Here is a 21,459-nt window from a genome sequence, read left to right as displayed (position 1 = left end):
CGGCCTTTTAATAGAGTTTCTGCACTCTCATATATTTTGGCTCCTCTTTTTCATCTCATCGCTGAATCCTGCCAGTGTCGAGCCGTGTGCGAGAGCCTTATATGTTCCCGCAGCGCAATGGATCAGTTGTGGGGCTATAAAGATGTTACCTATGCCCTACCATAAATGACCCATTATCCCGCAGTTTGTAATTAGATTGCGGATATGCTATTTTTACTGTATGACTGCGCCGCAACGTAAAGATTCCCCCCATGCTTCATTGAATCCGGACGCCGGGCCTCTTGATAAGGAGCGGATGAGATCAAGGAATATGCTTTTTGCCGGGGCGGGGATACCAGCCTCATTTTTAGAGCTCATTGCGCACCTTGGACGAGGGACCTCTCTCAATATTTCCGGAGTCTTCGGGGCTTCGCTCGCGTACCTCTCTATTCTTGTCCGCGAACGAACAGCGAGGCCGATTGTGCTCATCACAAAAGGGCCGAAGGAGGTTGAGGAGATTGCCGCTGACATGGAAACGTTCGGCGGAGGCGATATCTGCTGTTTCCCCGCATGGGAAACGCTCCCGGAGGAAAATGTAGAACCCCATCCGGATATCATCGGCGAGCGGTTCTTTCTGATGGAGAAGCTGGCGCGGGATCGCGCCGCCGGACGACGGGGCGCAGGCAGGGCCGAAACGCCGGTGATCGTAGTTGCCTCGCTCCGTTCGCTCGCCCAGCGGCTGGCGCTGCTGGATGATTATGCTTCAGAGATACTGAAACTTGCGCCCGGGCAGCGTCTCCCGCGAGAGCATCTTCTGCGCTATCTGGAGGCAGGCGGGTACCATCGGGTGGAGATGGTGGAGAGCAAGGGGGAGTACTCGGTGAGGGGCGGCATCGTTGATCTCTTCCCTCCCGCCGCGGATTTCCCAATCAGGATCGAGTTCTTCGGCGACGAGGTCGGGACGATCAGGCAATTCCACGCGCAGACCCAGCGCACCATCTCCGAGCTCGCCGGGAGCGCGATAACGCCTTTCTCAGAGCTCATGCTGTTGAGGCGTTACCGGGAAAGGCTCGGGACGCTCTTCGATTATCTCCCGGATGATGCGATAATCATTTTCCATGAACCTGCCGCGAGCCTTCGTCTCATGGAGGACGCGGAGCCCGGAGGCGAATATTCTCTCTCCCCGGCGGAGATCTCCCGTTTGATCGGTGCGAGGCAGACGGTATATTGCTCGCTGCTTCCTGAGAGCTCACCTGCGCGCCCGGATGCCCAGGGGCTCGAACTCGCATTCCAGTCGCTTGAGCCGTACCGCGCGCTCGCCCTGGGGGGGGAGCTCGGTGCCGAGTGGGGGACGAGGATCTTCGGCTCCCTCGCGGAGTGGGTGAAGCAGGGGATGGCGATTTTTATTTTTTGCAACAACGACGCGGAGCGCGAGCGATTGCGTGACCTCCTCAGGGAACGGGAGATACAGTTGCCGCCGGGGAGCGATATGTTCGTGGGGCAGCTCAGCTCGGGATTTATTTTCCCCGAGGGCCGGATCCTGGTCCTCACGGACGCGGAGATATTCGCCCGCTACAGGGTGCACCGTCCGAGGAGGAGGTTCAAGGGGACGGTTCCGCTCAAGGAATTCACCCAGCTCAAGCCCGGCGACTATGTGGTGCATGTGAGCCACGGGATAGGGATTTACCGGGGAATAAAAAAATTGGTGAAGGATGGCGCGGAGAAGGAATTTATCTGCATCGAGTACCAGGAGAAATCGAAGCTGTACGCGCCGCTGGAACAGGCGGGACTGGTGGAGCGCTATATCGGCTTCGGCAAGACCCCTCCGAATCTTGATCGGCTCGGCGGCGGGCGCTGGCAGGGCGTGCGGGTCGCCGCGCAGAGGGCCATATTCGATTACGCGGCGGAGATCCTCCAGCTCCAGGCGGCCCGGCAGTCGAGGGAGGGGCGCGCGTTTCCTCCCGACACGGCCTGGCAGAAGGAGTTCGAAAACGCATTCATTTACGAGGAGACGCCTGACCAGGCATCCGCCATCGAGGACGTCAAGCGGGATATGGAGCGCTCTCACCCGATGGACCGCCTCGTCTGCGGCGATGTCGGCTACGGCAAAACAGAGGTCGCGATACGGGCCGCCTTCAAGGCGGTCATGGACGGCAAACAGGTCGCCATCCTTGTCCCGACCACCGTCCTCGCCCAGCAGCACCTGAGCACCTTCACTGACCGTTTCGCTGATTACCCCGTCAAGATAGAGATGCTGAGCCGTTTCCGGACCGAAAAGGAGCAGCAGTGCGTGATCGATGGCCTGACGCGCGGTACGGTTGATGTCGTGATTGGCACGCACCGGCTCATACAGCCTGACGTGGCGTTCAAGGATCTGGGGTTGGTGATCATTGACGAGGAGCAGCGGTTCGGCGTGCAGCACAAGGAGAAGTTCAAGAAGCTGCGGCTCATGGTGGACGTCCTGACGATGACGGCGACGCCGATCCCGCGCACGCTCTACATGTCCCTGGCGGGAATCAGGGATATGTCCACCATCGCCACGCCTCCCGAGGACCGGCTCTCCATCGAAACGGCGGTGTGCGAGCACGACGAGGAGCTCATCAGGAACGCCATACGCAGGGAGCTCGGACGGGAGGGTCAGGTCTACGTTGTCCATAACTATGTCGAGACAATCGAGCGGATGAGAGAAACGATTGAGAAGCTTGTTCCGGAGGCGGTCCTCGCGGTGGGCCATGGACAGATGGCGGATGACGAACTCGAGGAGGTGATGCGGCGATTCGTGGAGGGAAAGATTGATATCCTCGTGTGCACCACGATCATCGAGTCGGGGCTGGACATCCCCAACGTGAACACCATCATCATTGACCACGCCGACCGGTTCGGTCTCGCGGACCTCTACCAGCTCAGGGGGCGCGTGGGCCGCTACCGGCGCAGGGCATACGCATACCTGCTCTACTCAAAGGGGATGGGGCTCCTTGACGATGCCCGCAGGAGGTTGAAAGCCCTGATGGACCACACGAGCCTTGGTTCAGGCTTCAAAATCGCCCTGCGCGACCTGGAGATCCGCGGCGCCGGCAATATCCTGGGCCACGAGCAGCACGGGCACATCGCGGCGATAGGGTTTGACCTCTACTGCAAACTGCTCAAGAGGAGCGTCGACACCCTCAGGGGAAAAGAGGTTGCGGGGATTGAGGATATTGAGGTGAATCTGTCTTTCGCGGCCGGGCTCCCCGCGGGCTATATCCCCGCGGAGGATCAGCGGATCGATCTGTACAAGAAGATGGGGGAGATACAGAGCGAGAGAGACATTGAGTGGATCGCCGGCGAGCTCAAGGACCGCTTCGGCCCGCTACCGAAAGAGGCGGTGCTCCTTCTCGAGATGTGCCGGCTGAAGCTCAATGCGAAAGCAAGGGGGATACGCTCGATATCGCTTCAGGATGACAGGATTGTCGCGGTGAAGCATGGCGAGGAACTCCGCCCCGGCGGCCGCTATCCCCGCCTCACGAAAAAAACACCGCTGGATGCGCTGAGGGAGATACGGGAGAAGATTGCACAACTGTGAGAGGGGGGAGATGACGCCCGCTCAATTATTCCATTGCCTTTCAAGCCGCATATTTTATAATGAGGAGAGAGACATAAACCCACTGTAACAATGCGGGAGAGGCACACGATGCAAGCTGCCATTATAATTATCATTGCCATTGTCCTCCTGATTTTGATTGCCGCGAGGGCGAAACAGGCCAAGAAGTAGCGCCGCCCCACGGGAAGCTGATGAGCGGAGTACCGGATACCGCAGGGCCTCATGCTGCCAATGTTCACCGGTGTCTCCGCAATCGCCTGGCCGATCCTGCTCAAGCCAATCTATGAATTTCACCGCGCCATCATCTGATGCGTATTGCCGCCGCCGACCTGCCGGAGGGGCGTTCCTCGCCGCTCTCGGACGGCTGTCCCTCGTGATCGTCCTCATGCTCTCCGCACGGATTGCCGCGGGGGAAATCAAGGAGCAGATCGTGGCGGTAATCAACGACGAGATCATCACCTACTCCGAGCTGGAGAGAATTCTCGCCCCGATCTTCGAACAGTACGAGCGGATCTACTCGGGTGCTGAGCTCTTTTCGATGCTCCAGAAGGCGAGGCGCGACGTGCTCAACCATCTCATCGAGGAGAAGCTCATCTTGCAGGAAGCTAAAAAGCAGAATATCAAGGGGCTGCTGGGTGACGAGTTCGCGAAGGACGTGGAACAATCAATCGCCCAGATCAAGGCTAAGTTTCCTTCGGAGGAGGAGTTTCTCAAGCAGATGAAGCGGGAGGGAACCACGATGGAGCGGTTCCGCGCCCAGCAGGAGGATCGCACCCTGGTGAAGGCGATGCTCATCAAGGAGGCTTCCTCGAAGTGCAGTGTCTCCCCGATGGAGGTGAGGGAATATTACGATTCGCACAAGGAGGAGTTCACGGAGAGCGAGAAGATACACGTGAGCCAGATATGGATCAGGGAGAAGCCCGAGAAGCCGGGAGAAGCGGAGCGGGTGGCGAAAGAGATCCTCGGCAGGCTCAACGCGGGGGAGCCGTTCGCGGAGCTGGCGAAAAAATACTCGCACTGCCCTTACGCGAGCAGGGGAGGGGATTGGGGATTCATCGGGCGGGGGCATTGGAACAAAGAGCTGGAGGATGCGGCGTTCGCGCTGGAACCGGGAGCGCACAGCGGGATCGTCAAGTCCTCACTCGGCTACCACATTATCATGCTCCATGAGAAGAAGCCATCCTCCGTCAAGCCACTCACCCAGGTCTATGCGGAGATAGAGGGAAAGCTCTTCAACGAAAAGGCGAGCACAAAGCGTGACGAGTGGATCACGAGGCTGAAGAACAAGGCGTACATATCGGTGGTGAAATAGAGGCACGAAGACGATGGCGGGAAAGTGACCGCGAGAGATTGATGACATGAAACAAAAGCCGCTCCTTGCCATAACCATGGGCGATGCCGGCGGCATCGGCCCGGAAGTTACCGTGAAGGCCCTTTCCGAGAGTGCCGTCAGGAAGGTGTGCCGTCCGCTGGTTATCGGCGATATGGCGCTGCTCGAAAAGTGCCGCGCGTTCACGAGCCGCGCGGTGCGCTTCATCCCCGTGCGCGATCTCTCCGAGATCCCTCCTGGAACCTCGGCCGTCCCGGTGATCAACCCGTGCCGCCGAATCAGGGAGCATCGCTGGGGGATGATCCGGAGGGCATATGGCGAGGCGGCAATGGGATATATCCGCTTCGCCGTGGACGCGGCCCTCTCGCGAAGGGTTGACGGTATCGTCACGGCTCCGATCTGCAAGGAAGCGATCCATCGGGCGGGCTACCGCTATCAGGGGCACACGGACTGCCTGGCGCATCTGACCGGAGCCGCGCGGCACGCCATGATGCTCACGGGGCGGGGCCTCAGGGTCGTGCTCGTGACTATCCATATTCCGCTCGCGGAGGTGCACCGCCGCCTGGGCCGCGCGATGATCCTCACTACGATACGGCTCGCCCATGGCGCATGCGTCCGGCTCGGCATACGGCGGCCGAGAGTGGGAGTCTGCGGGGCCAACCCCCATGCCGGCGAGGGAGGTGCGTTCGGGAGGGAGGAGATCGAGGAGATCTCCCCGGCGATTGCGGCGGCAGTCCGTGAGGGGATTCGTGCGCGCGGCCCATTCCCCGCCGATACGATCTTTGTCGAGCCTCACCGCAGGAACTTTGATGTCATCGTCGCCATGTACCATGACCAGGGCCTGATACCGCTCAAGATGCTCGCCTTCGACGTCGGGGTCAATGTCACCCTCGGCCTGCCGATCGTGAGGACGTCTCCCGACCACGGCACCGCGTTCGATATCGCGGGGAGGGGGATCGCCGACCCGGCCAGCATGGTGGAGGCAATCACGCTCGCCGCGCGATTGTGCCGCCGCACCCATGAGTGAACTATACGCGCCCGTCAGGGGTCCCGGTTCTGTAAAGAGGCTGCTCGGCTCTCTCGGCGTGAGTCCCCGCAAGTGGCGCGGGCAGTCATTTCTCGCGAGCCCGCACGCCGCGGCGAGAATCGTCCACGCCGCCCGGCTCACGAAAGGGGATGCCGTCCTTGAGATCGGGCCGGGCCTCGGAGCGCTCACGGAGGAAATTCTGCGGGAGGCGGGCCGCCTGGTCGCTATCGAGTGTGACGCGCGGCTCGTCGCATGGCTGCGCAGGCGTTTCGGGAGGGTGGATCGGTTCGAACTCATCGAAGGGGATGCGCTCAGAATCGATCTTCGCGAGTTGGCGCATAGAATGGGGGAGGGGAGGCGTACGGTCAAGGTGGTCTCCACTATCCCCTATTCCATCAGCGGCCCGCTCATAGGGGATCTCCTGGAGGCGCGAGAGGCGCTGGCGCTCCTCGTGCTCACCGTCCAAGAGGAGCTTGCCGGGAGGATCACCGCCCCCCCCGGCGGCAAGGACTACGGCGCATTCACGATATTCTGCCAGTACCACGCTGACGTAAAAAAGGTTTTCACGATACCGCCGTCAGCCTTTTACCCGCGGCCGAAGGTTATGTCAGCGGTAGTCGTGTTCACACCGCGGGCACGGCCGCCCGTCAGCCTCATCGACGGCGAGGCATTTTTCTCAATGGTCCGCCTCCTTTTTTCACATCGCCGCAAGGCAATCAATACGGTGCTCAGGCAGGCGTTGCGGGGACTGGAGGGAGAGGGAACACTCGCCGGAATATTTTCGGCTGCCGGGATCAGCCCGTTGTCGCGCCCGGAGCAGCTGGGCATGGAAGAGCTGGCGTCCCTCTGCAATCGTCTCTGCGCGGTCGATAAATTTCACCAGGCCTTGGTAGACTCGGCACACTAGATACGAACGTGGCACACCACAGATGCACGCACCTGCCTGCCGGCAGGCAGGGATACACATAAATAGGACCACAGTTGAAAGTTTAAAGTTGAAGGTTTACAGTGACATAATTTCTTTCAACTTTAAGCCTTGCACTTTCTGCCGTAGTATTTATCTGTGTTCATCTGTGGTTATATTATAATTTCAATATTTGGTTAGATTTAGGTTTGGTTATTCAAAATACGGGTCCCCGCGTTCTTGGGTTTTGTTGACCGTTCGGATTTTACTCCTTGTGGAGGTAGGGATGGACATGAAAACAGTCATCGCGCGATCGGGCGGCGTACTCCTTGCGGCTCTCCTCGCGGCCCATGGTTGCGGCAGCCGCGACGCGTCATCTGAAGCGAGAGGCGGGCAGCAGCGCCCGTCGCTCGCGGGAAGGCTGGTGTACCAGAGGGGGGAGGGGAAGAAGAGCGAGATCTGGGTGATGGACCTCGCTTCGTATGGGAGCAGGCGGCTGACGGAGAACAGCGCCCTGGACGAATACCCCCGCTGGTCTCCCGACGGCAGAGAGATCGCCTTCTACTCTGACAGGGATGGGACGAGGCAGATCTACCTCATGGACGCCGATGGGAAGAATGTGCGTACGGTGACCCGGCAATACCCCATCAACGAAGACCCTAGCTGGTCTCCCGATGGCACGAGGCTCTGCTTCTGGGCGCAGCCGGACAAAAAGGCGCCGGAGAATCTCTTCATAATCAACAAGGATGGGACGGGGATGATCAATATCACGCACACAGAGAAGGGGACGCGGCGTGTTCCCGCATGGTCGCCGGATGGAGGGAAAATCGTCTTCACCTCGGACAGATACCTGAGCCATCAGATCTACATGATTGACGTGACGGGAAAAAATGAGAAGCGACTGACAGGCAACCCCAGGGGAGCGTGCCGCCCGCGCTGGTCGCCGGATGGCCGGCGGATCGCCTATTCGGATGGGGGCTATTCTCTCCGCAAGAACGTGGACATTTGGGAGATGGATGCCGACGGCGGAAATAAGAGATGCCTGACGGAGGACCGGGGGAGCGACTATGATCCCACCTATTCGCGAGATGGCCAGAAGATCATATTCGCGTCGAACAGGACCGGCTGCTACGAGCTCTACGTGATGGACCGCGACGGCTCAAACGAAATCCGCCTGACCTACCACAATGATTATACCCGTTATCCCGATTGGGCGAAATAGAAGATAGGTTTGAACAGCTTGAGCAGTTTGAATCGTTTGCGCCGCAAGGAGCTTCAAAAGTCTGAGCCTCTTTACGGTTCAAACGGCTCAAACAGTTCAAACGATTCAAACCATCTGCTATTTCCCCACCCTGGGATCATGGTTCCGGCTGCTGCGCTGGGTCTGGCGGCGGAGGCACCAGCCCTGATTCTTCGGCCGGTTGAGGAGGCGAATCAGGCGGCCGTGAGTCATGGGGTATCCGCCTGCGGGGTGACTTTGACGAGCGATCTTTTCGCCACGGGGACTCCCGTCCCTCTTGCCCGGGGCCGTGAGGCATCATTCCCCGCCCCGCGTTGGGATCCTCCGGCTCGCGTGGCGGCGGCGGTTCATGCGGAGCCTGAGGTTTCTCGCCCCCCTCGTCCATAATGGTGACCGAGCTGATGCGCGTGGTGCCGTTCTTCTTCTTTGACGTCGCCACGTAGCTCCCGAGGAGCCGATCGAGGAACTCCTCGACCGTGACGCCGCTGAGATCGAGCGTGACCGTTTGTGTCTTGCCAATGTACTTATTGAAGGTGATGCCGCTCTTCTGGGAAAACTCCTTGAGGAGCTGCACCACATTCGCATCATTTGCGAGAACGGTTACCTTCCCTCCGTCGCAGCTGATCTCATACCCCCCCTTATTGAGTTCCGTGCCTTCCGCTCCGGCGGTGAGTGAAACACAGACGTGCGAAAGAACAGCAGAGATGGTGACGGCGAGTATTGTTTTCATTGTGTTACCACGCTGCGCCAGGTTGGCCAAGAGACGGCCGCTGGAAATAGTTTAACCTGTAATGTACGACAATTCAAGCCGTTTCTTGAAATAGCGCATCGCGCTGATGCACCCATTGCCCAGGAAGAGAAAGAAGGCGGCATTCCCGGCGGCGTGGAGTGTGTCGAAATAAAACGAGGCGGCATTGACCGCGACCCATGACGATATGGTCAGGGGATAGACAAAAGAGTACCAGTACCAGAAATTCATCACCCAGCCGAACAGGTAGCCCCAGAGCACCGAAAACACGGCGAGCGTCATCCTGCCCGCCCGGGGCATGAGGAGCCCCAGGACGCCGGAAGAGGCGCCGCACGCCCCCCATGCGAGCATTTGCCAGATTGTCCAGGGGCCGTGCCCGAGAAAGAGATTGGAGCTGAATGCCGCCACGGCGCCGACGAGGAAGCCCGCCGCCGGGCCGAAGACAAAACCGGAAATCATGACGAAGAATGTAGTTGGCTGAACGTTCGGGAGCGCGGCGAACGGGATCCGGCCGACCGCCGCGATCGCGGCGAGGACGGCGATGAGCGATATTTCCTTTGACGAGAACCTACCCTTTTCAAAACGATAGAACGCATAACACACAACGGCCATCGCCGCAGCGAGGCTCAACAATCCCTTATTCATCATGAGCGCTCTCGATCAGGCTCAGCGCCGCGAGGCATGCTGCACTCCTCATGCCCCCCCGATATCCACACGCCGCGAAATAGACTGCTCATCTGAGAGGGGTCGAACGGCGCGCCGGCGGGGGTTGACCGGTTCGGCCTGTCGGCGATGATCGTGCCGTTCAAGAGCAGGACGATGCGATGAGACCACGATGCCGCAAATTCGACGTCCTGGGTGACCACGATCACCGCGGCATTGCGCTCGCGCGCGAAGGCGGCGAACTGCCTGCCCGTCTGCTCATTGAGCCGGCCATCCTGCCCCCGCGTCGGTTCGTCGAGCAGCAGGAGCGGCGGCGATGCGATCGTGGCTGCGGCGAGGGCGACGCACTGGCGTTCCCCGGCGCTCAATTCCCTCGGGTTCCTGTCGGCCAGATGCGCAATCCCCCACCGCGCGAGGGCCGCACGCACGCTGTCCTCGTCATATCGGCCGAGATTGCGGAGGGTGTAGCCGACCTCGTCAAAGACAGTTTCGTGAAAGAGGAAATCATCGGGATTCTGCGAGAGGTAGCCGCAGAGAGAAGCCTTCTCGCGGTTTGGGCGCTGGGATGGTTTCTTGCCCGCGACAGTGACCGTCCCCCGTGAGGGGGGGAGGAGGCCGCAGATGATTTTCAGGAGCGTGCTCTTGCCCGAGCCGTTCGGCCCCAGGATCGAGATGACTTCACCCTGCCCGACAGCGAGTGTGACCTCCCTGAGCGCCGGGCCGTCGCTCCCGTAGGTAAATGAGACATTGTTGAGCTCGGCGAGGGGCTCAGCGCGCGGGGGGGGCGCGTGGGATCCGGGAGCGGGCGGGGGGCAGAGCTCGCCGCTCGCGCTGGGCGTCGCATCGTCAGGGCTGCCGACGAAAGAGATACCTGGCCCGCGCGGCAGGACATAGGGCGCCTGCGTCGCTGCCCAGCGGCGGAAGTCGCGCGGCGTGCCGTCAAAATTCAGGCGGCCGCGATCGATGAAGAGCACGCGGTCGGCCATAGGGAGGCAGTGCTCGAGTCTCTGTTCGATGAGCAGTATGGTGTAGCCGAGCTCATCCCGCGCGCGGGAGAGAAATCCCCGCAGATCGTCAGCGGCCGCGGGATCGAGCTGTGATGTCGGCTCGTCGAGAATCATGACGCGCGCGCCCATGGCCATGACGGCGCCCAGGACGGTCCGCTGCTTCATGCCCCCCGACAGCTCATCGGTGCGGCGGCGGAGGAGCCCCGAGAGCCCGAGGAGGCCCGCCATATCCATGACACGGCGCGCAATCTGCTCGGGGGGGAGGCCGAGGTTCTCAGGCCCGAAGCAGAGCTCTCGCTCAACGCCCCTCATGAGGATCTGCTTCTCGGGATCCTGCGTCACCACGCCGATCTCGGCGTTGAGCGCGCGGCGGTCAAGGCTGTCCAGGGGATTCCCGCGGTAACTCACGCGGCCGCCGATCTTGCCGCCGAAGAAATGCGGCACGAGGCCCGAGAGCGCCCTCGCGAGCGTCGTTTTCCCGCCGCCGGAGGGCCCGGTGATGAGCACGAGCTCTCCCTCGTCGAGGAGAAGGTTGACGTGGTCGAGCGCCGGCCGGGCCGTCTCCGGGTAATAGTATGTCAATTGCTCGATCTCATAAAGGCTCATCGCGTCGATCTCCATGCGAGAGAGAAGGTCAGGGACAGGAGGGAGAGAATCAGGATAAGGGATGGGATGTCCGACATATTCACCACCGGATCGAGCCGGGGATAGAAATGATAGCAGCCCTTGCCCGCGGCGAGCCCGATCGCGAAGGGGATAAGCGCGAGCAGCGCTCCGGCGAGGAGGAAACAGTCACGCGCCAACCACGGCCGCTTCCCGTACGAGCTCCGTTTCCCCGAGCCGAACCCCCGGCAACTGAGAGAAGCTGCGGTATCCCACGCGCCGTCGAGGGACGAGAGCAGGAGCACGTGGAGGAGCGGACGCGATGCCTTGATGCGGGCGATCAGCCGGCGGTCATCGAGACTCGCGCCGCGCATGCTCATCACCGTGCGGATCCTCTCGAGCTCGCGCCTCAGTCTCGGGATCATCAGTGTCGCAAGTGTCGCCACGAGGGAGGATTTTGGAGCGAAACGCGAGAGGAAGGAAAGCACCTCATCCTGGTCCATGAGTTCCCCGCAGAGAACAAATATGCTGACGGCGAGAGGGATCTTGAGTCCCGCGGCGAGGCCGAACAGGAGCGCCCCGGGGCAGAGGCGAAACCGCCCGAGGAGGAGCATTACCGGTCCCCTGACGACGGTTGCTGCGCCCGCAGGAGCGAAAAACGCATTCACCAGGCAGACGACGAGCGCCATGGAGAGGGAGAGCACGAGAGCATTCCTCCATGCGCGCCAGTCGGAAATGACGAGGAGGCATGTCGCGGTGAACGTGAGCAGGAGGATGAGCCACAGCGGATTCGACCAGGACATCGCGAGGACGAAGAGCGCCCCGGCGTAGCACAAGGCGGCGATGGGGTGAAAATGGCGGCTCACTGTTCGTTCATTCATCAGATTATCAACAATAGTGAATATTGACATATGGTAAACCACAGATGAATACTACGGCCAAATGTGTAACGCCCACCGTTCGAAGATATTATTTCCCTGGACACCTTCAACTTTGCGCTTTTATTAAGGGGAGCATAAAATACTTGACATGTCATTGCGAGGAGCGCAGCGACAAAGCAATCTCAACTCTATGCGCAGCAGGAGATTGCTTCGCTTCGCTCGCAATGACAATATCATAAAGCGCAAAGAATAATGTGCTCCCATTAGTAACTGTAGTCCTATCTGCGTGAATCCAGTTTCGCAATTTGTATCGGCGTTCATCTGTACTACAAGTGTGCAAAACTTTTTAATTTGAGAAAGTTTTTCGCTTGGTATTCGTAACTTTCTTTACCGTAGAATGTTGTGTTCAGTGAATTCAGTGTCTTCAGTGGTAAAAATTGGTTGCGGCCAACGGCCGCGCTGTGTTTATCTGTGGTTATTATGGTAGCTGTACTATTCGGTCATATCTATTATCGGAACCGGATAGAGCCTCCCTCCCGAAATAGCGGCAGAGACCATGCCCTTTATCCTCCCCGGTTCATGTATGAGAATATCCGCTGCCTCCGAGGTTCGCGCATGGTCGGTCCCCGTGATGAGCCAGATCGGAACCGCTGTCGCGCGGCCTCCCCTCGCGGCGAGGATAGCCCCTGCCCGGGGGAGGCATGTGCGCGGCGTGCGATCCAGGGCCAGGATGCGCAGCCCCTCGCTATTGAATTCAACAAAAACGCCACATGCATCTCTGTGTTCGTAGACGCGCTTCACCGTGCTGCTGCGGGATATTTCGTCCCATCTCCCGATGATTATTGAGGGGGTATTGTCCGGGATGGGGCCGTCTGAAATCATCTGCACGCGGATTCCCTTGACCCCCTGCCGCTCCAGCACACGCGCGAGGGCGCACGCCTTCTCGCGCGAGGCGCTGTCGTGGAGGATGAGCGGAAACGCGGCGCGCGATCTCTGGGGGCTGAGGAATGGGTGGGGAAAACAGCCGATCAGGGCGGGGATGGCGCCCACCCCTTCATACGCGTGCAGGTCCCACGATACACAATCGCCATTTTCGGGAACGTACTGCGCGGCGCCCACGCCGGCAATCAGGCCATTGACATAGTAGAACCAGGAGCGGCCCGCCCCCCTGTTTTTCCCGGCGCGCAACCCATTGATGGATTGCACGAACGCGCCCCCGAAAGCGGTCTCAACGGTCGCACAACACTGTAAAAGCTTCATGACGGACTGGCCCGAGAAACTCACCCTTTTTTCGAGGAGGGGAGGGTTGCGGAAATCGCGGCCCACGCGGAGCGTCACATAGCCTTCACCCGCGGCATAGACGCCCTGTGTGGCGATGCCCAGGAGAATAGTTGTCCAGATCAGCATTTTCTTCATCTATTTTGAACCAAATAAGGGAATTAACATATAACCACTACGTATTTTGAAACAGGATGCACGCAGATACACACAGATATTACATTTAAAGCTGCGGATTTATACTGATTACGCGGATTATTTTTGAGGGAACAAGATGTACGCAGATACACCTGATAAAAATGGGTGTCTTCCATTTTGTGGGAATACATATTAAAGATTCCTCCCCCTCCGAGGGGGGAGGTTAGGTGGGGGTGAGGGAGAAATAACTGTTCATCTGCGTTCATCTGCGTGCATCCTGTTTCATATCATATTTTATCTGTGTTCATCTGTGGTTTGCACTATATGAGCAGGGTGAGTACTTTGAAGCGCCCCGTTATCTTCTCGGTTCGCATTTTCTTCCTCCATGCCATGGACCATCGACTGTGGACCATGGGCTAGTAGTTAATCGCGCATATCGCGTCCAGATCGAAACCTGAGGAGCCGCCCCCGCTGCACGCTCCAGTGTCCCTCACATGGCGCACCCGGTCCCCATTCATGTCCGTGAGCCAGTTGTCGCCCGTGGCGGTGATCCGCACGTAGCGGATCCAGTCGAGGCTGACCTGGGTGATCTTGCTGAGGTCAAACGCGTCACCCCCTGCCGCGGATGGAGCGCGCGGGTCAGGCGAGCCGCCATTGCTGAAGACGGGATTGACGCCCGCGAACCCCTTGCTGTAGCAGTATGGGTTATAGCAGTTGATCTCGCCGCTCGCGGTGTAGTGCGGAACGAAATCGTAGGGGAACGTGTAGTAGCGGGAGCCGTCACGGCTGACGGCGACAATCGCCGGCTCCATCCACCGCTGCTGCGGATCCCCGCCCGCGTAAAAGACGTTTTCAAAAATAATAAAATCAGGGCCCGGCCCATTCACCACAATATTATTGGTGAACTGGAGCGTGATGCTCCCGCCGTACGGGGCCGAGGCGCCGCCGTCTTCGTTGGCGCGCGCGTGGAGGGATACCACGTGTGTTGAGCCGCGCATGACTCCACCGCCGAACGGGGGGCCGAGGACGCAGGAGAGGTTGCCCGACCCGAAGCCGCCGGGCGAGAGGGGCTGGAAGGACGCCACGGCGTCGGCGAACGGATCTGCGGCGCCTGAGAGGGTGACCGCCTGCGGCATGGCGCAGGTTTTGGAGCTCTCGGCAATAACGCCCGGCGCACCGGAGGTCGCGTAGGCAATTGCGGCATAGTAGACGGAGGCGCCGTTTTGAAGCCCGGTGTCGAGATAGCTGTCGCCGCTGCCGCTGTAGATCACCGTCCCATCTCCTGCGCCCGACGGATAGTACGAGGAGCTCCTGAGGACGACGGTGCGCGAGTAGTCTTTCGCGGCGGGGTTGCTCCAGGTGAGGCCTACCTTCTGGTCGCTGGGAACCGCGTTCAGATCGGTCACCATGAGTGTTGACGATACGACGATTGAGAGCGTGAGCGCCCGGCTGGCCTGCGTTCCCTCCTGGTCGGTCACGCTGAACGTGAGCCCGTAATCCCCGGTTCCCCCTGAAGGAGTCCCGCCGATAATGCCCGTCGCCTGATTCAGCGTGAGACCGGGCGGGAGCTGACCGACTGTCAGTGACCATTTGTACGGGGTCACGCCGCCGCCCGCCGCGAGCGTGGCCGCGTATGCCTTGTTGAGCTCACCCTGGGGAAGGCTCTCCGTGACGACAGCGAGGGAGGACGAAGCTACCAGGAGCTCCAATTCCTCCGAGGCCATCGCCCCCTGGCTGTCAGAGACCTGGACCGCGAGGAGGGTGTCGCAGTGCTCCGTGGGCGTGCCGCTGATCAGCCCGCTGCCCGCATCGAGTGAAAGGCCGCCCGGGAGCGTTCCCGATGAGATGTTCCAACTGTAGGGTGGCGCGCCTCCTGTTGCCTCGAGCTTTTGCTCGTAAGGAGAACCCACCGTTCCAGTTTCGATCGAAATGGTGGCGATCACCAGCTCAGGGCCCACCACCACGATCCGGTTTTCAGCGATGTCAGCGTGCGCTTCGCTGTCGACTACCTTTACCTGAAACACGGCGAGCTGGGGTGTGGAAGGGGTTCCCGTGAGCGAGCCGGTCAGGCGCTCGAGCGTGATTCCCTCAGGCAGGCTGCCGGTGTGGATTGACCAGAGATAGGGAGGGGTGCCGCCTGTCGCCGCGAATTGAGAACGGTACGCTTCGCCCACCTTCGCCTGGGGGAGCGTGCCGGTGATGAGATAGAGGGGTTGCGAGTGGAGGCCGGCAACCATCGGCACGAGTATGCCTCCCTGTTCTCTAACCTCAAGCGCACACGAGGCCGAGGCGCTGCGCCGGGCTGCATCGATCACCTTGAGCGAGAGCTGCGCAGTGCCGGGCGACTGGGGAGTGCCTGACACTATCCCCTTGCTCCCATCGAGCGAGAGCCCCTTCGGGAGAGCCCCCTCGGGAAGACTCCAGATATAGGGGGATGTGCCTCCCTCTGCGACGAGCGAAGCAGAGTAGCTCGCTCCCACAAAAGCGGTCGGGAGCTTGGTGGTTACGATAACAAAGGGCGGGGGGGTAGGATCAGCATGATCGCGGCTGGCAGCTTCATCTGCCGCGCGAGGCTCAATGGGATTTCCCGGAGTGGGCTCTTTCGCGCGCTCAGCCGTGGGAGCAGAGTGGGGGACTTCGGTCTTCTGTGGCGGAGGAATGGCGGCGTTACCCGTGGTGCGATCCTCATGAAAAACAGATGCGAGCAGGGCATCGGCATGAATAGGCGTGAGGTTACGTGATCTGTTTTTTGTTCGATCCGTGCGATAGGAATTGGCCTCTCTGCGGCGCTCGATGCGAAGCGGGCGTTGAGGGGCCTTCTGAACCGGCTGATGAAAATATGCTAGGGCGATCCACAGGAGCGCAAGGGCAAGACACAGTGGCGCAATTTTCCAAAGTTTCATAACTATGCAGCCTCGCGTGGTCTACTCATCAACTCAAGATTGGCATGATACCAATACTCGATAACGCAATAGATTATTAACCGCTGATTATACTCCTCACACTTTGCATTTGAACCACTGAACCTGCCTGCCGGCGGGCAGGGACACTGAAATGTTGCAGAAATGGCAAATACCAAATCACAAATGACAAATATCACGTTTTGTCATTTGAATTTTGTCATTGGTGGTTCGAGTGCCCTCAGTGGTTATATCCCCCGTGCACAATAAAAAAGCCCTCCGCCGGAGCGAAGGGCTTAGCCATTACGGTATCCGCTTCTCCCACCCCGGAGAAAAATTGACGTGAGGTTTCCTGGCTCGTGGCCCTTTTACGCCATCGGCCTTCCCAGAACAGCGACCTGGACGATTCACTGATCCAGTGGCCGGTGGACAGCGCGCTATGCCACTTACAGTTGCGGGGGCAGCGGCGGCTTTTCACCGCCTTCCCTCTCAAAAGAGCGATTATGAAAGAATGCACACATGATACGCCCAGGGGTACGAGTCAGTCAAGTGCGTAGTTCAGTTGCCTAACTACCGTTTGGGGGGCAAGAAAGCAATGTTGACCTTGATGCAAAAAGGCCTGGGGAAAAAAGGCTGTGCAAAAAAGGCTTTACCTTTTGATAGAAATTTGCAAATACCCAATTCCGAGGGACATTGGATGGAGTAGGCTGGATAATAAAAGAGGCGTCAATTATCTGATTGACTCCCCATTACACAACGCCGGGCTGTGTAATGACGGCGATAATAACGGTACGCTCAACTGGAGTTATCCGACCGGAGCTGCATTGATGGGATCTCCCGCGCTGGGGAGTGACGGCAGGGTATATGTCGGCGCGGATGATAATGCTCTTTACTGTATCGAGCAGGGACCTACTTCCACCCCTACGCCTACACCGACTGAGACGCCTACAGAAACACCCACTCAGACACCGACGGAGACGCCCACGGAGACGCCGACCATCACCCCCACACTGACAGAGACACCGACGATGTCTCCTACATTGTCTCCTACGTCGACACCTTCGACTACGCCTCCGGCTCCCACGGCAACGCCGATACCACCGCTGGTCCTTGATCCGGGGCCGCTGACGGCAGGACAGCCGTTCACGCTCGGCATCGCGTTGCTTGAGGATATCACCAGGCCATTCGACTTCTATTTCCTTGCCGAAACGCCTGCCGGTGTTTACACGATCTACATGAACGGCAAGATCAAGAAGGGGATCACACCGCTCTACAAGAACGTGCGCAGGTACAATGCGCCGTATTTCAAGACAGTTCGCCCGGCTGTCAGGATCCCCAAATCCATGAAGGGGAAGACGATCACCTTCTATACGGCTGCTATAGAGACGGGCAAGAAGCCGCCGATAAAGAAATTGTCTGATCTCAAGCCGGACAGCCCGTATGTCATCATGATGAATAAGAAATCGGCGACGGTTGGTTCGTAGACGTTTTACATAATTAAGACGCGCGGAGTATGTTACGGCCTATATTCGGGACGTACGGTAGTCATGGGTGCGGCGCAGTGCACGCGTCGCTCAACCGGCAGAGCTGCGGATTATATTCCTGCCCAGTAAATCGCACCAAATCCTTGCCATATCTTACCTTTTATAATTTGACGAGTCACCATCTGTGGAGCGCCCTCACTGTTTACGAATTGCTGAATCTACTGAGCAGTGATAAAATTGTTTTGTTGGTGATGCCTCAGTTGTGGTGGGGCTGTCTGTGCTGCGAAAGCGGGAGTCCGGCTTTGAAAAGCTTTAGCACTGGATTCCTCCCGCTTAGCGGGACGGGAATGACGATTGCATTATCGTTGATAACTGAGGGGTTACGTTCACTGTTTCTTGCGCGACAGAGCGGGGGAGAAGTTTTGAAACAGAAAAATGAGCTGCTGACAGCGCTGAGGGCTATCGTGGGCAAGGGGCACGCCTCATGCGCCCTCGAGGATCGTATTTGTCACGGCGGTGATGCGACGAAGGAGCAAGCGCTCCCGGAGGCTGTCGTAAAACCGGCGAGCGCGGAGGAGGTTTCTCGTATCCTACTCCTGGCCAACGAGAAACTCATCCCGGTGTATCCGCGCGGCGCGGGTTCCGGCCTCACGGGCGGTGCTTTGCCCCTGAAGGGAGGCATCGTCCTCGATTCGGCGCGGATGAACCGTATCCTGTCAATTGATCATACGAACATGACCGCAATGGTGGAGGCCGGGGTGGTGCTCTCTGACCTCCAATCGGCGGTCGAGCGGAAAGGGCTCTTCTATCCGCCCGATCCCGCCAGCAACGAGTTCTGCACGATCGGAGGCAATCTCGCTGAATGCGCGGGCGGCCTCCGCTGCATCAAATACGGCGTGACGCGCGACTACGTGCTCTCCGCGGAAGCGGTGCTCCCGACGGGAGAGATAATCCACACGGGGAGCCAGACGATGAAGAGCGTGGTGGGGTACGACCTGGGGAGGCTGCTGATCGGCTCGGAGGGTACACTGTGCGTCTTCACCAGGGCCACGCTGAGACTCCTCCCGCTTCCCGAGAGCGTCCGGACGCTGATGGCGTATTTCGCTCAGATCGGCGATGCGGTGCGCGCGGCCACCACCATTGTCTCCGAGGGAATTATACCGAGGACGCTGGAGATCATGGATGAGCTGACCATCCGCTGCATCCAGAACTACAAGCCGTTCGCAATACCGCCGTCCACGAAGGCGATCATCCTCGCCGAGTCTGACGGCCCCGAATCGAGTGTCGCGAGGGAGGCCGCGCGCATGGCCGAGATCTGCGGTGCGACTGGAGCGGCTCAGGTCGATTCGCCGCGAGACGTGGCTGAGGCCGATTTACTCTGGGAGATACGCCGGGCGGCGTCCCCGGCCCTCTATTCCCTGAGCCCGGGGAAGCTGAACGAGGACGTGTGTGTCCCCCGCAGCAGGATGCTCGAGCTGTTTGATGGCATCTCGGAAATTTCGCGCAGGCATGAGGTGGCGATTGCCTGTTTCGGTCACGCCGGAGACGGGAACATCCACGTGAACGTGTTGTACGACAGTGCGGACGAAGCCGAGCGATCGAGGGCAGATAGGGCGGTCGAGGATATCTTCAAACACGTACTCGCTCTGGGCGGCAGTATCTCGGGCGAGCACGGCATCGGCACCACGAAGGCAAGATTCTTGAGCTGGGAAGTGGGGGAGAAGGAGATCGCGTTGATGCGCGGGATCAAGAGGCTCCTGGATCCGAACAATATCCTCAACCCCGGCAAGATTTTTATTGATTGATTTTTACCACGGAGCACACAGAGCACACAGAGAAACTCAAGAGTTTAACCACGGATTAAGCTGATGATGCGGATTAGTTTTAACCACAGATAAACACAGATCAAATATTCTTCCAGAAACCAGAAACTGTTGTTGCTGTTTTAAAGATCTCCGTGACCTCCGTGTCCCTGCCTGCCGGCGGGCAGGTCCGTGGTGAAAGCATAACTATGACAGACCTTGTTCACGAGATTCAGCGCTGCGCGAAGTGCGGAAAGTGCCGCGCCGTGTGTCCCACGTTCCTCGTGAGCAGGGACGAGACGAAAGTTGCCCGGGGGAGGATCAGCCTGCTGGAGGCGATCCTGGAAGGGCGGGCCATTCCCACCAATTACGGCAGGGAAATCCTCATGAGCTGCTACGGCTGCATGCGCTGCAGCGAGGCATGCCCGAGCGGCGTCCGGATAGACCTGATTGTCCGGAGCGCCAGGGAGATGCTCGCGAGAGAGATGGGGCTGAGCCGGTTCGCCCGCTTCATATTCCGCCGGGTTCTTCCCCGGCGCAGGGTATACGACAGCGCGATCAGTGCGGCGCGGTTCCTGCAGAAGTTTCTGCGGAAGAGCAGGAGCCAGCCGCTGAGACATCTCCCCCTGTTCTTCAAGGGGAAACGAAATATTCCCCGCATCGCCGCACGACCCGCACTCCGGAGGCTGCCCGAGATCATCAAGGGCCGCGGCGATATCAAGGTCTCACTCTTCCTCGGATGCATGCTCAACTACGTCTTTCCTGAGATTGCCGCCTCAATCATGCATATCCTCGAGCTCCATGGCGTGGATATCATCCTTCCCCGCTCACAGCTGTGCTGCGGCACGCCGGTGCTTGCCTACGGCGACATGGAGGCGGCGCGCGCGCTCGCCCGACGCAATGTGCAGTGTCTCGAACCGGATAAGGTGGACGCGATCGTGCTCGGCTGCGCATCCTGTGAGCTGACCATGAAGCGCGATTACCCGGTGCTGCTGAAGGGGGCCGAGCAGTTCTCAAAGAAGATCTACGACATCTCGGAGTTCATCCACGACTTCCTCGGCTACAGCAATCTCGCGCTGGATGAACGCATTACCTACCACGATCCCTGCCACCTGCGCTGGGGGAGGGGAGTGAGCCAACCGCCGAGAGAGATTCTGCGCCAGAGTTGCCGTTTCGTGGAGATGGAGCGCGCCGGCGAGTGCTGCGGGCTCGGCGGCTCCTTTAGCCTGACGCACTACGATGTGTCGTGCGCCCTCGGGGAGAAAAAGGTTGATGCGGTGCGCGAGAGCGGGGCGGATATCGTTGCCACGGCATGCCCAGGTTGTATCCTCCAGCTTCAGGACCAGCTCGCGCAGCAACAGATGAAAACTCCCGTCATGCACGTTGCGCAGGTGTACGAGATGAGTTATCTCAAGGGAAGAGATTTCCCGGGGAGCCCGGCGCGCCGAACCTCAAAAACGTTACTCGAATAGAGTTAATGATGATTCTCACCACGGAGGCACGGAGAGCGCGGAGAAAGATAATCGACTTCTAGTGGTTTCAGTGCCTTCAGTAGTCACTGAATAACATTTCTTTTTGTCTCAGTGCTCTCAGTGGTTATACCCGATAATCCATACTCTGACTCCGTGGTCTCCGTGCCTCCGTGGTGAACACTAAGTAGTATTCCCCGCGGGGAAGATATTTCGTGTCATACCAAAATGATAATGTCCCCTATCTGCCAAAGTAGAAATGTCCCCTATAATAGCCCCCGACACGGGGGTGGAAATGAGAGAGGGGATACTGGAGATGAGCCGTAAGGAGCGGGACAGGTTGGGGGTGATGGGGCTGGTAAAAGGGTGCAAGATCAGGCTGAGGAAGGCCGCAGAGCTGATTGGGGTGAGCTATCGGCAGTGCAA

At 59.2% G+C, this 21,459-nt stretch carries 14 protein-coding genes and 1 riboswitch; of the genes, 8 read left to right on the top strand and 6 right to left on the bottom strand.

Annotation, left to right across the window (positions count from 1 at the left end):
* Positions 1 to 295 precede the first annotated feature (295 nt).
* From mfd to NTX71_03065, 5 genes are all read left to right on the top strand, one after another.
* The gene (gene mfd / locus NTX71_03085; protein ID MCX6338889.1) at positions 296 to 3,541 is read left to right on the top strand and encodes a transcription-repair coupling factor; all 3,246 of its coding nucleotides are present in this window, start codon (positions 296 to 298) and stop codon (positions 3,539 to 3,541) included.
* Between the two features lie 301 nt (positions 3,542 to 3,842).
* On the top strand, positions 3,843 to 4,871 hold the full coding sequence (locus tag NTX71_03080) for a peptidylprolyl isomerase (GenBank protein ID MCX6338888.1): 1,029 nt from the start codon (positions 3,843 to 3,845) through the stop codon (positions 4,869 to 4,871).
* Positions 4,872 to 4,917: 46 nt separating this feature from the next.
* The gene (gene pdxA, locus NTX71_03075; protein ID MCX6338887.1) at positions 4,918 to 5,916 is read left to right on the top strand and encodes a 4-hydroxythreonine-4-phosphate dehydrogenase PdxA; all 999 of its coding nucleotides are present in this window, start codon (positions 4,918 to 4,920) and stop codon (positions 5,914 to 5,916) included.
* Positions 5,909 to 6,823: a 16S rRNA (adenine(1518)-N(6)/adenine(1519)-N(6))-dimethyltransferase RsmA gene (rsmA, locus tag NTX71_03070; protein MCX6338886.1), complete on the top strand. Its 915-nt coding sequence runs from the start codon at positions 5,909 to 5,911 to the stop codon at positions 6,821 to 6,823. The genes pdxA and rsmA overlap by 8 nt, the downstream gene beginning before the upstream one ends.
* Positions 6,824 to 7,106: 283 nt before the next feature.
* Complete coding sequence (locus tag NTX71_03065; GenBank protein MCX6338885.1) at positions 7,107 to 8,042, top strand: hypothetical protein; 936 nt, start codon at positions 7,107 to 7,109, stop codon at positions 8,040 to 8,042.
* A 136-nt stretch (positions 8,043 to 8,178) separates the two neighbouring features.
* On the opposite strand, the gene NTX71_03060 is transcribed toward NTX71_03065, so the two are convergent.
* From NTX71_03060 to NTX71_03035, 6 genes are all read right to left on the bottom strand, one after another.
* Complete coding sequence (locus NTX71_03060; GenBank protein ID MCX6338884.1) at positions 8,179 to 8,790, bottom strand: hypothetical protein; 612 nt, start codon at positions 8,788 to 8,790, stop codon at positions 8,179 to 8,181.
* 51 nt (positions 8,791 to 8,841) lie between these two features.
* Complete coding sequence (locus NTX71_03055; GenBank protein ID MCX6338883.1) at positions 8,842 to 9,456, bottom strand: ECF transporter S component; 615 nt, start codon at positions 9,454 to 9,456, stop codon at positions 8,842 to 8,844.
* Complete coding sequence (locus tag NTX71_03050; protein MCX6338882.1) at positions 9,453 to 11,084, bottom strand: ATP-binding cassette domain-containing protein; 1,632 nt, start codon at positions 11,082 to 11,084, stop codon at positions 9,453 to 9,455. The genes NTX71_03055 and NTX71_03050 overlap by 4 nt, the downstream gene beginning before the upstream one ends.
* Positions 11,081 to 11,962, bottom strand: coding sequence for an energy-coupling factor transporter transmembrane component T (locus NTX71_03045; protein MCX6338881.1), 882 nt, complete (start codon positions 11,960 to 11,962; stop codon positions 11,081 to 11,083). Before NTX71_03045 ends, NTX71_03050 begins: the two co-directional genes overlap by 4 nt.
* Before the next feature lie 492 nt (positions 11,963 to 12,454).
* Positions 12,455 to 13,378, bottom strand: a complete 924-nt coding sequence (locus NTX71_03040; GenBank protein MCX6338880.1) for a DUF4430 domain-containing protein — start codon at positions 13,376 to 13,378, stop codon at positions 12,455 to 12,457.
* A gap of 416 nt (positions 13,379 to 13,794) precedes the next feature.
* Positions 13,795 to 16,281, bottom strand: coding sequence for a putative Ig domain-containing protein (locus NTX71_03035; GenBank protein MCX6338879.1), 2,487 nt, complete (start codon positions 16,279 to 16,281; stop codon positions 13,795 to 13,797).
* A gap of 321 nt (positions 16,282 to 16,602) precedes the next feature.
* A riboswitch (cobalamin riboswitch) is annotated at positions 16,603 to 16,815 on the bottom strand.
* A 119-nt stretch (positions 16,816 to 16,934) separates the two neighbouring features.
* Here NTX71_03035 and NTX71_03030 point away from each other — a divergent pair.
* The 3 genes from NTX71_03030 (at position 16,935) to NTX71_03020 (ending at position 21,036) form a co-directional block, all read left to right on the top strand.
* A complete protein-coding gene (locus tag NTX71_03030; protein ID MCX6338878.1) occupies positions 16,935 to 17,762 on the top strand; it encodes a PQQ-binding-like beta-propeller repeat protein in 828 nt (275 codons plus the stop codon).
* A 422-nt stretch (positions 17,763 to 18,184) separates the two neighbouring features.
* A complete protein-coding gene (locus tag NTX71_03025) occupies positions 18,185 to 19,567 on the top strand; it encodes an FAD-binding protein (GenBank protein ID MCX6338877.1) in 1,383 nt (460 codons plus the stop codon).
* A 206-nt stretch (positions 19,568 to 19,773) separates the two neighbouring features.
* A complete protein-coding gene (locus tag NTX71_03020; protein ID MCX6338876.1) occupies positions 19,774 to 21,036 on the top strand; it encodes a (Fe-S)-binding protein in 1,263 nt (420 codons plus the stop codon).
* Positions 21,037 to 21,459: the final 423 nt, after the last annotated feature.

The organism is Candidatus Auribacterota bacterium (assembly GCA_026392035.1).
GTDB lineage: Bacteria > Auribacterota > Tritonobacteria > UBA1439 > UBA1439 > JAPLCX01.
The sequence above is the reverse complement of the archived record's forward strand: the minus strand, read 5'-3'. Positions and strand labels throughout refer to the sequence as shown.

Bases quoted from the DNA above. Each gene is read 5' to 3' on its own strand.
- mfd (MCX6338889.1), top strand. From the start codon at position 296: ATGAGATCAAGGAATATGCTTTTTGCCGGGGCGGGGATACCAGCCTCA.
- NTX71_03080 (MCX6338888.1), top strand. From the start codon at position 3,843: ATGAATTTCACCGCGCCATCATCTGATGCGTATTGCCGCCGCCGACCT.
- pdxA (MCX6338887.1), top strand. From the start codon at position 4,918: ATGAAACAAAAGCCGCTCCTTGCCATAACCATGGGCGATGCCGGCGGC.
- rsmA (MCX6338886.1), top strand. From the start codon at position 5,909: ATGAGTGAACTATACGCGCCCGTCAGGGGTCCCGGTTCTGTAAAGAGG.
- NTX71_03065 (MCX6338885.1), top strand. From the start codon at position 7,107: ATGGACATGAAAACAGTCATCGCGCGATCGGGCGGCGTACTCCTTGCG.
- NTX71_03060 (MCX6338884.1), bottom strand. From the start codon at position 8,790: ATGAAAACAATACTCGCCGTCACCATCTCTGCTGTTCTTTCGCACGTC.
- NTX71_03055 (MCX6338883.1), bottom strand. From the start codon at position 9,456: ATGATGAATAAGGGATTGTTGAGCCTCGCTGCGGCGATGGCCGTTGTG.
- NTX71_03050 (MCX6338882.1), bottom strand. From the start codon at position 11,084: ATGAGCCTTTATGAGATCGAGCAATTGACATACTATTACCCGGAGACG.
- NTX71_03045 (MCX6338881.1), bottom strand. From the start codon at position 11,962: ATGAATGAACGAACAGTGAGCCGCCATTTTCACCCCATCGCCGCCTTG.
- NTX71_03040 (MCX6338880.1), bottom strand. From the start codon at position 13,378: ATGAAGAAAATGCTGATCTGGACAACTATTCTCCTGGGCATCGCCACA.
- NTX71_03035 (MCX6338879.1), bottom strand. From the start codon at position 16,281: ATGAAACTTTGGAAAATTGCGCCACTGTGTCTTGCCCTTGCGCTCCTG.
- NTX71_03020 (MCX6338876.1), top strand. From the start codon at position 19,774: ATGACAGACCTTGTTCACGAGATTCAGCGCTGCGCGAAGTGCGGAAAG.